9 protein-coding genes and 1 pseudogene are annotated in these 6,200 nt (G+C 56.6%); 5 read left to right on the plus strand and 5 right to left on the minus strand.

Annotated features, from left to right (window positions below; all coding sequences use genetic code 11):
• Positions 1 to 283: 283 nt before the first annotated feature.
• The 5 genes from AB4Y42_RS43285 (at position 284) to AB4Y42_RS43305 (ending at position 3,528) form a co-directional block, all read left to right on the plus strand.
• Positions 284 to 1,101, plus strand: a protein-coding gene (locus AB4Y42_RS43285; protein ID WP_342920137.1) for an IS5 family transposase whose coding sequence is annotated in 2 segments (ribosomal slippage) — positions 284 to 632 and positions 632 to 1,101 — 819 coding nt in all. Because the reading frame shifts where the segments join, the coding sequence is not laid out codon by codon here.
• A gap of 172 nt (positions 1,102 to 1,273) precedes the next feature.
• Positions 1,274 to 1,723 (plus strand): GNAT family N-acetyltransferase, encoded by a 450-nt coding sequence (locus tag AB4Y42_RS43290; protein WP_368691653.1) that lies wholly within the window; start codon positions 1,274 to 1,276, stop codon positions 1,721 to 1,723.
• 202 nt (positions 1,724 to 1,925) lie between these two features.
• Entirely contained in the window at positions 1,926 to 2,429 is a 504-nt protein-coding gene (locus tag AB4Y42_RS43295; protein WP_342949714.1) for a DUF417 family protein, read from the plus strand.
• Positions 2,430 to 2,473: 44 nt separating this feature from the next.
• Complete coding sequence (locus AB4Y42_RS43300) at positions 2,474 to 2,950, plus strand: DUF3788 domain-containing protein (protein WP_368697773.1); 477 nt, start codon at positions 2,474 to 2,476, stop codon at positions 2,948 to 2,950.
• Positions 2,951 to 3,198: 248 nt separating this feature from the next.
• A complete protein-coding gene (locus AB4Y42_RS43305; protein ID WP_368697774.1) occupies positions 3,199 to 3,528 on the plus strand; it encodes a hypothetical protein in 330 nt (109 codons plus the stop codon).
• 224 nt (positions 3,529 to 3,752) lie between these two features.
• Here the strand turns inward: AB4Y42_RS43305 and AB4Y42_RS43310 are convergent, their stop codons facing one another.
• The 5 genes and pseudogenes from AB4Y42_RS43310 to AB4Y42_RS43330 form a co-directional block, all read right to left on the minus strand.
• Positions 3,753 to 4,157 (minus strand): iron-containing alcohol dehydrogenase, encoded by a 405-nt coding sequence (locus AB4Y42_RS43310; protein WP_368691708.1) that lies wholly within the window; start codon positions 4,155 to 4,157, stop codon positions 3,753 to 3,755.
• Positions 4,076 to 4,408, minus strand: coding sequence for an iron-containing alcohol dehydrogenase (locus AB4Y42_RS43315; RefSeq protein ID WP_368691656.1), 333 nt, complete (start codon positions 4,406 to 4,408; stop codon positions 4,076 to 4,078). The genes AB4Y42_RS43310 and AB4Y42_RS43315 overlap by 82 nt, the downstream gene beginning before the upstream one ends.
• Positions 4,408 to 4,860, minus strand: coding sequence for an iron-containing alcohol dehydrogenase (locus tag AB4Y42_RS43320; RefSeq protein WP_368697775.1), 453 nt, complete (start codon positions 4,858 to 4,860; stop codon positions 4,408 to 4,410). Before AB4Y42_RS43320 ends, AB4Y42_RS43315 begins: the two co-directional genes overlap by 1 nt.
• A 48-nt stretch (positions 4,861 to 4,908) precedes the next feature.
• Complete coding sequence (locus tag AB4Y42_RS43325) at positions 4,909 to 5,667, minus strand: SDR family NAD(P)-dependent oxidoreductase (RefSeq protein WP_368691658.1); 759 nt, start codon at positions 5,665 to 5,667, stop codon at positions 4,909 to 4,911.
• Positions 5,668 to 6,006: 339 nt separating this feature from the next.
• Positions 6,007 to 6,084 (minus strand): annotated as a pseudogene (locus tag AB4Y42_RS43330) (integrase); the annotation flags it as partial.
• Positions 6,085 to 6,200 lie beyond the last annotated feature (116 nt).

Raw genomic sequence — 6,200 nt, forward strand, 5'->3', positions numbered from 1 at the left:
TGATCGCGGACTGGGTTCGTATAAGCAACGGGCCTGAATATCCAGTCGAACACGTCATCAGGATTGATGTTACTTCGATGTCTTCATTGCTCTCCCCTGCGCACATCTTTGCCGAGCCTCCTCGCAGTCAAGATGAGATACAGAGTACGTACCGTCGGAAGTACGGTATGCGCTTAACCGGGGAATAGACTTTAAGAGGCCAGTTCAAAAAAAACCTTGATGGTCTGTTAACTTTCGCGGCGCGATGTTAACCTCAGTCGTCCAGAGAACGGAGACCGAGGGGATGCAAGCGCCGATCATTGACGACGAATTGTGGGCACTGATCGAACCGCTACTGCCGAAACCCAGACGCCGAAACAACGAGCGCCGCGGACGACCCCGTGTGTCAGAGCGGGCGGCGCTCAATGGCGTCCTGTTTGTGTTACGCACCGGGATACGGTGGAACCACTTGCCGTCCGAACTGGGGTTTGGGTCCGGGGCGACCTGCTGGCGTCGTCTCGACGCATGGCAGAAGGCAGGCGTCTGGAACAGGCTGCATGCATTGCTGCTCGACAGGTTGCGCGAATCCGGACAACTGGACCTCTCATATGCTGCCGTCGATTCATCGTCGGTACGAGCCGTTGGGGCGGGCGAAAAACTGGGCCGAACCCCACGGATCGCGCGCGCCCTGGTTCGAAGCACCACGTCCTTGTAGATGCCAACGGGGTACCGGTCAGCGTGATTCTGACCGGCGCAAACCGTAACGACGTCACCCAGTTGCTGCCGTTGGTCGATGCCATCCCGCCGATCCGCGGCACGCGTGGCCGACCACTGCGGAAGCCAAAAGTCATCTACGGCGATCGCGGCTACGACTCCGACGCACATCGCCAGCGCTTGCGAGATCGTGGCATCAGGCCAGTAATCGCGCGGCGTCGAACTGAACATGGCAGTGGTCTGGGGAAATTCCGCTGGGTGGTAGAACGAACTCACTCGTGGCTCCACAATTTCCGTCGGCTTCGCATTCGCTTCGATCGCCGTAGCGACATTCACGAAGCATTCCTCAAATTCGCTTGCTCGCTCGTGTGCTGGAATATATTCAAACGAGCGCAGTCGGCTTTTTGAACTGGCCTCTAAATGTCAACCTGCGGTTCGATCGAATCACGCCTTCGCGACCGGAGGAAAGAAATTGCCCGTGAGACTGAAGTTAATTGTGGTTGATCGCATTGCTTGATGCTGTGGTTTTGTCACAGTTGCGCTTCATCGCTTTACTGCCATAGGACTTCGGGAGAACTCTATGCAATCAGTTGAGATCAAAGCCATCGAAAATAGCGATTTCGATATGTGGCTGCCACTTTGGGAAGGCTATCAGCAGTTTTACAAGGTTGATATCCCGCATGCTGTGACGCGCAACACCTGGGAGCGCTTCCTCGACCCCAACGAACCGATGTACGCGGTGCTCGCCATGACATGCGGTCACCCTTGCGGCTTCGCGCACACGGTCTACCAAAGGTCGACCTGGACATCTGCCGACTACTGCTATCTGCAGGACCTGTTTGTTGGACCTGACGCACGTGGGCGTGGCATTGGTCGCGCACTGATCGAACATGTGTACGCGGCGGCGAAACGTCGAAAAGCTCCTCGGGTGCACTGGCTGACTCACGAAACGAACTACCCAGGCAGGCTCCTCTACGACGCCGTGGGAGAGCGCTCTGGCTTTATACAGTACCGGAAGGTGTTCAAGTGAAACTCACTTGTCCAACCTTTGCCTGCAGACTAGCGAGGCGTCGCGAGCTGGATGGAAATAAGGGGTGGCGTCGGGTCGGATCTCCATTGTGTCTAACGTTTCCTGGACTATTTCGGTCGAAGTTAGTCCCGGAGCCGCTATCGGAAAAGTAAAGCTGTGAATCGGTAAAAAACCCTTCAACATACTGAATCGGGAAATCAAAATGAGCATTCGTACAAGTCAGTTTCGCTTTCAAATCGCAGAACGGAGCGTTGGGTCTCGAACTGGTCTTTTGTTGCTGAGGTGGGCGCTTGTCGTAATCTTTCTGTGGTTCGGAGCAATGAAATTCACCCACTATGAAGCGACTGGAATATCGCCGTTTATCGTGAATAGTCCTATCATGGGCTGGTTGAATTCTGCGTTCGGTGTTCAAGGGGCAAGTGATGTGATTGGTTTGCTAGAGCTGTCGACCGCAGTCGCTCTAATTATCGGATCGATTCAGCCCTTTTTCTCTGCGTTGGGCGCTGCGATGTCGGCCGCTACCTATCTGATCACGCTTACCTTCATGTTGAGCACCCCTGGCGTCGCCGAAGCGACTGCAGGTGGCTTTCCTGCGATTTCGGCGTTGCCCGGCCAGTTCCTGCTTAAAGACCTCGTCCTGCTGGCTGCATCGTTGACGCTCTTGCTGGGGTCGCTCCGGACTTCGCACGGCGACGCACGGCGGTGAGTTGATGGAAAGTTAAATATCTGGATAAGCTGAGGAGATGAAGAATGGAAAGCAAAACCGCACGAAGCGCTGAGATAGGCGACAGAATTTCTGACAAATCCTCGCATCCGGATGAGCGTACTCTCCGCGACTGGTTGGGTCCGGAGGCGTTCGAACATTGGGGCGAGCTGCGAAGCTGGATCGACGAGTTTTACCCCAATGTTTTCACGCCGGATTGGATATATGGCGGAAAGAAGCGTGGTTGGGCACTGCGCTACAAGGAGAACAGGGCGTTTTGCAGTCTGTTTCCGGCATACAGGCTGTTGTCCGTATTGGTCGTCTTGGGCCGGGCCGAACGAGAGAAGTTTGAAGAAAGGCGTTATTTCTGGAGTCAGCCGCTGGTCAAACAGTACGACGAATCCCGGACTTATCATGACGGGAAATGGATGACAATTCCAATCCTGTCGGTGGATGACCGAGTTGAGGTGACAGATCTCATGAGGATGAAACGCCCCACGCTTACACCTTTTCGCGGGTTGTAGCCCGGTATCACATGGGCGGTGGCTGCATTGTTGCGCACCGCCTGTTTGCGCTTTCGCTCCGCACCTCATATAAATTTCGGCGGGCCATCCGTGGCTGACCGGCACGCAAAGGTCACGCGGATACCTGCGTAAAAATCACCAAGGTGCACGTAAATCTGGGCTCCGGCTGAGTTGGGCCAAACCGTCGCGAGCGTTTTCTCCCGTCGTCGATTATGAAAGGCGATACGCCAGAACTTGAGATACCTACAATGCCCCAGAAGCTTGTTTCCAACCCCGGAGCCAACAGCCAAACTCGCATATGCGGCTTCCCATGCGGAGAGGTTCTCGTCGATATTCGCTATGGGGATGGTGTCACCAGACTGAGTGACCTTGACGACATCCAGACGCGTGGTGAAATCAGAATCGTGGTTCTTGATTCCATTGAGCGCGTCGACGAGCGACTGCGCGCACAAATTGGAAAGCTCAATGATGGAGATGCACTTATCGTATTCGTGGCCAACGAAGAGATGAGTTCGGCAGCTGCCAATACGCTAAAAATCAGTGCTCGTGGGTCAGTGATGGGGCGCCTTAGGCTTTGATAGCCGGATTGAGTTGCAAAGACTCGGATGTAGCGGCGCTGTGGAACGGGGTGTCAGCACTCTGATGTTTTCCACAGCGACTCCGTACCATGCGAGCGCTATTTGCCGCGAGCGGCGCGGGGGGCGCACGAAAATAAAGGCGCTGAGCCACTGCGGCAAGCGCAGGCCGGAGGAGGCGCAGCTGGTGTGCGCCTTTGGCCAGCAGGTGAGAATGTGAACAGGCGCTAGTGTCTCGCCGCCCGCATCCGCGTCGTCGTCGCGTCGACCGCGAGTATCGAATCACTCACGAGGGCCACGGAAACATCGACGGGACACGCGTGGGTAGATTCTCCTTCAGCGAGCGATGCCTTGGCGATCCGGTTCGCGTAGTACCGCAGGTCGCCGGGCAGCCCTAGTTCGGCGAGTGTCGTAGGAAGCGCGACCTGTTCGCAGAACCGGATCATCTCCTCGATTTCCTGGATCGGGCGATTTTCTAGCATGAGCAGGCATAGCGTCCCGAACGCGACGTTCTCGCCGTGCAGCATGCCGTGTGTTTCGCTTAGGGCAGTCAGTCCACCATGCATGCCGTGTGCTGCGGAGCATCCGCAGTTCTCGAAGCCGATACTGCTGAGCAGCGTATTAGCTTCGATGACGTTTTCGACTGCCGTGGTAAAGAGACGGCTTCGACCGCCTGCTTTGCCTTCAGACCGTCTCGCATCAGCACATCGTGGCAGGCTCGCGCAATGGCAATACCAGTAGCTGTCGGAGGGAACCCTCCCGCGACGTAGTTGTTCGTTCGCGACTCCAGGTTCGAACGTGCCTCGAACCAAGTCGATAGCGCATCGCCGATTCCTGCGACGAGAAAGCGTACTGGCGCACTCGCCACAATGCTGGTGTCCACTACGACCAGATCGCGATTAGAGGCAGCCGCGCGGACCCCTCGTATACGCCCTCAGACGTATAGCGGGCGGCGACAGCGCTACACGGTGCGTCCGTTGACGCAATCGTCGGAACGATGACTGTCCGCGCGTTGGCTTCGAATGCCGCAATCTTGACCGTGTCTGCTGTCTTTCCCCCGCCGCCGCCCACGAGAATGTGGCTCTCCTCGCCTCTGGCGATTGCGGCCACGTGCGCGATTTCAGCCAGCGTACATTCGCCGCCGAACTTCTCCAGATGTACCGACAGCTTGGCATCTTCGAGATCACGCTGTAGTGAACTGCTGAAGCGTTCGAACAGAAACGGATCGATCAGAACGAGCACGTTGCGGCCAAACGGTGCAACGTGCTGTGAAAGGCGCGAGATCTCACCCGCGCGCTGGATATATTTTCCGGCCCCGGCATAAGCGCTGGACATGCTGGGTGTCTCCTTTGTATTTGATATGGCAGCGTCAAAAAGAATCGGCTAACCTTGAACCGAATATCCACCGTCTACCGGAATGACCGCGCCAGTCATGAAGTCGCATTCGCTTGAACAGAGCGCCACTGCAATGCCGGCAAGGTCCTCGGGCTTGCCCCAGCGCCCCTGAGGCGTGCGGCTCAAGATGCCCGCTTCGAGGTCAGGGAAAAGCCGTTTCGCCTCGGCGGTCAGATCGCTTTCGATCCAGCCAGGCAGCAACGTGTTGACCTGAATGTTATGAGGTGCCCATTCAACAGCCCACGCTTTGCCGAGCTGCACGATTCCGCCCTTGCTGGCCGCATAGGCCGAACCGTAGGTCGTGCCGAACAGGGAGAGCATCGAGCCGATATTGATAATCTTGCCGCCACCTGCGCGCGTGAACGCACCATGAATAGCCTGGGCGCAGAAATGCGCGCCGCTCAGGTTCGTATCGACAATCTGGTGCCATTCCTCGGAGCCTAGCTCGTGCCCTTGCTTGCGGATATTCATGCCAGCGTTGTTTACAAGGATATTTAGACAACCGAAATGCTGCTCGGCCTGCTCGATTGCCTCAGTGCACTCACCTTGATTCGTGATGTCGGCTTGAATGAAATGGCCGTTTGCACTACCGCCTGACAGCGATTCAATTGCAGCACGGCCCTTCCATCGATCGCGACCAATCAGCACAACACGCGCACCAGCCGCAACCATGCCGCGAGCGATGCCGAGCCCAATGCCGCTCGCTCCACCCGTAATGACCGCCACCTTTCCTGAAAGATCGAACATTGTTGTCTCCTTTTTAAGTTTGAGATACGAACCGGGAATGAGGATAGCCGAGCAGGACTCGGTACGGTGCAGAGAGCTTGCACGACATTTTTCGTGGGCGAGCATTCATAAAACGCATGCTTGGCGACGTGCAAATTTGCGATTGAATCGCCTCGGGAGTTCCGGGGTGTTAACGGGCGCGCAGAATTGACCCACCGGGTCAAATTTAGGCGCTCGCCAACAGACACAACGATGCAACGACTGCTTACCGGGCGACAACGTCGCCTGAATCTCCGATTGTTGTTTTAGGCGAACGACGCTGCCTGGCCGACAAGCGTCCGCTCGCCGGCCAGTTTGCCTTCATACTTCAGTTTGCTCCGCCATCTCAAGGGCGTCGTCCACTTCAATGCCGAGGTAGCGGACCGTGCTCTCGAGCCTATTGACTGCTGGCAATAGGCTCGACTATGTCCCGCCCCGAACTATGTCCCGGTGCGCAAAGCGCCGCGGTACGGTAACACACGACCGAGCGCTAAGCGGCACATAGCTGGTCACAA

Origin of the sequence: Paraburkholderia sp. EG286B (assembly GCF_040965655.1) — a bacterium.
Taxonomy (GTDB): Bacteria; Pseudomonadota; Gammaproteobacteria; order Burkholderiales; family Burkholderiaceae; genus Paraburkholderia.

Bases quoted from the DNA above. Each gene is read 5' to 3' on its own strand.
- AB4Y42_RS43325 (WP_368691658.1), bottom strand. From the start codon at position 5,667: ATGTTCGATCTTTCAGGAAAGGTGGCGGTCATTACGGGTGGAGCGAGC.
- AB4Y42_RS43290 (WP_368691653.1), top strand. From the start codon at position 1,274: ATGCAATCAGTTGAGATCAAAGCCATCGAAAATAGCGATTTCGATATG.
- AB4Y42_RS43295 (WP_342949714.1), top strand. From the start codon at position 1,926: ATGAGCATTCGTACAAGTCAGTTTCGCTTTCAAATCGCAGAACGGAGC.
- AB4Y42_RS43320 (WP_368697775.1), bottom strand. From the start codon at position 4,860: ATGTCCAGCGCTTATGCCGGGGCCGGAAAATATATCCAGCGCGCGGGT.
- AB4Y42_RS43300 (WP_368697773.1), top strand. From the start codon at position 2,474: ATGGAAAGCAAAACCGCACGAAGCGCTGAGATAGGCGACAGAATTTCT.
- AB4Y42_RS43305 (WP_368697774.1), top strand. From the start codon at position 3,199: ATGCCCCAGAAGCTTGTTTCCAACCCCGGAGCCAACAGCCAAACTCGC.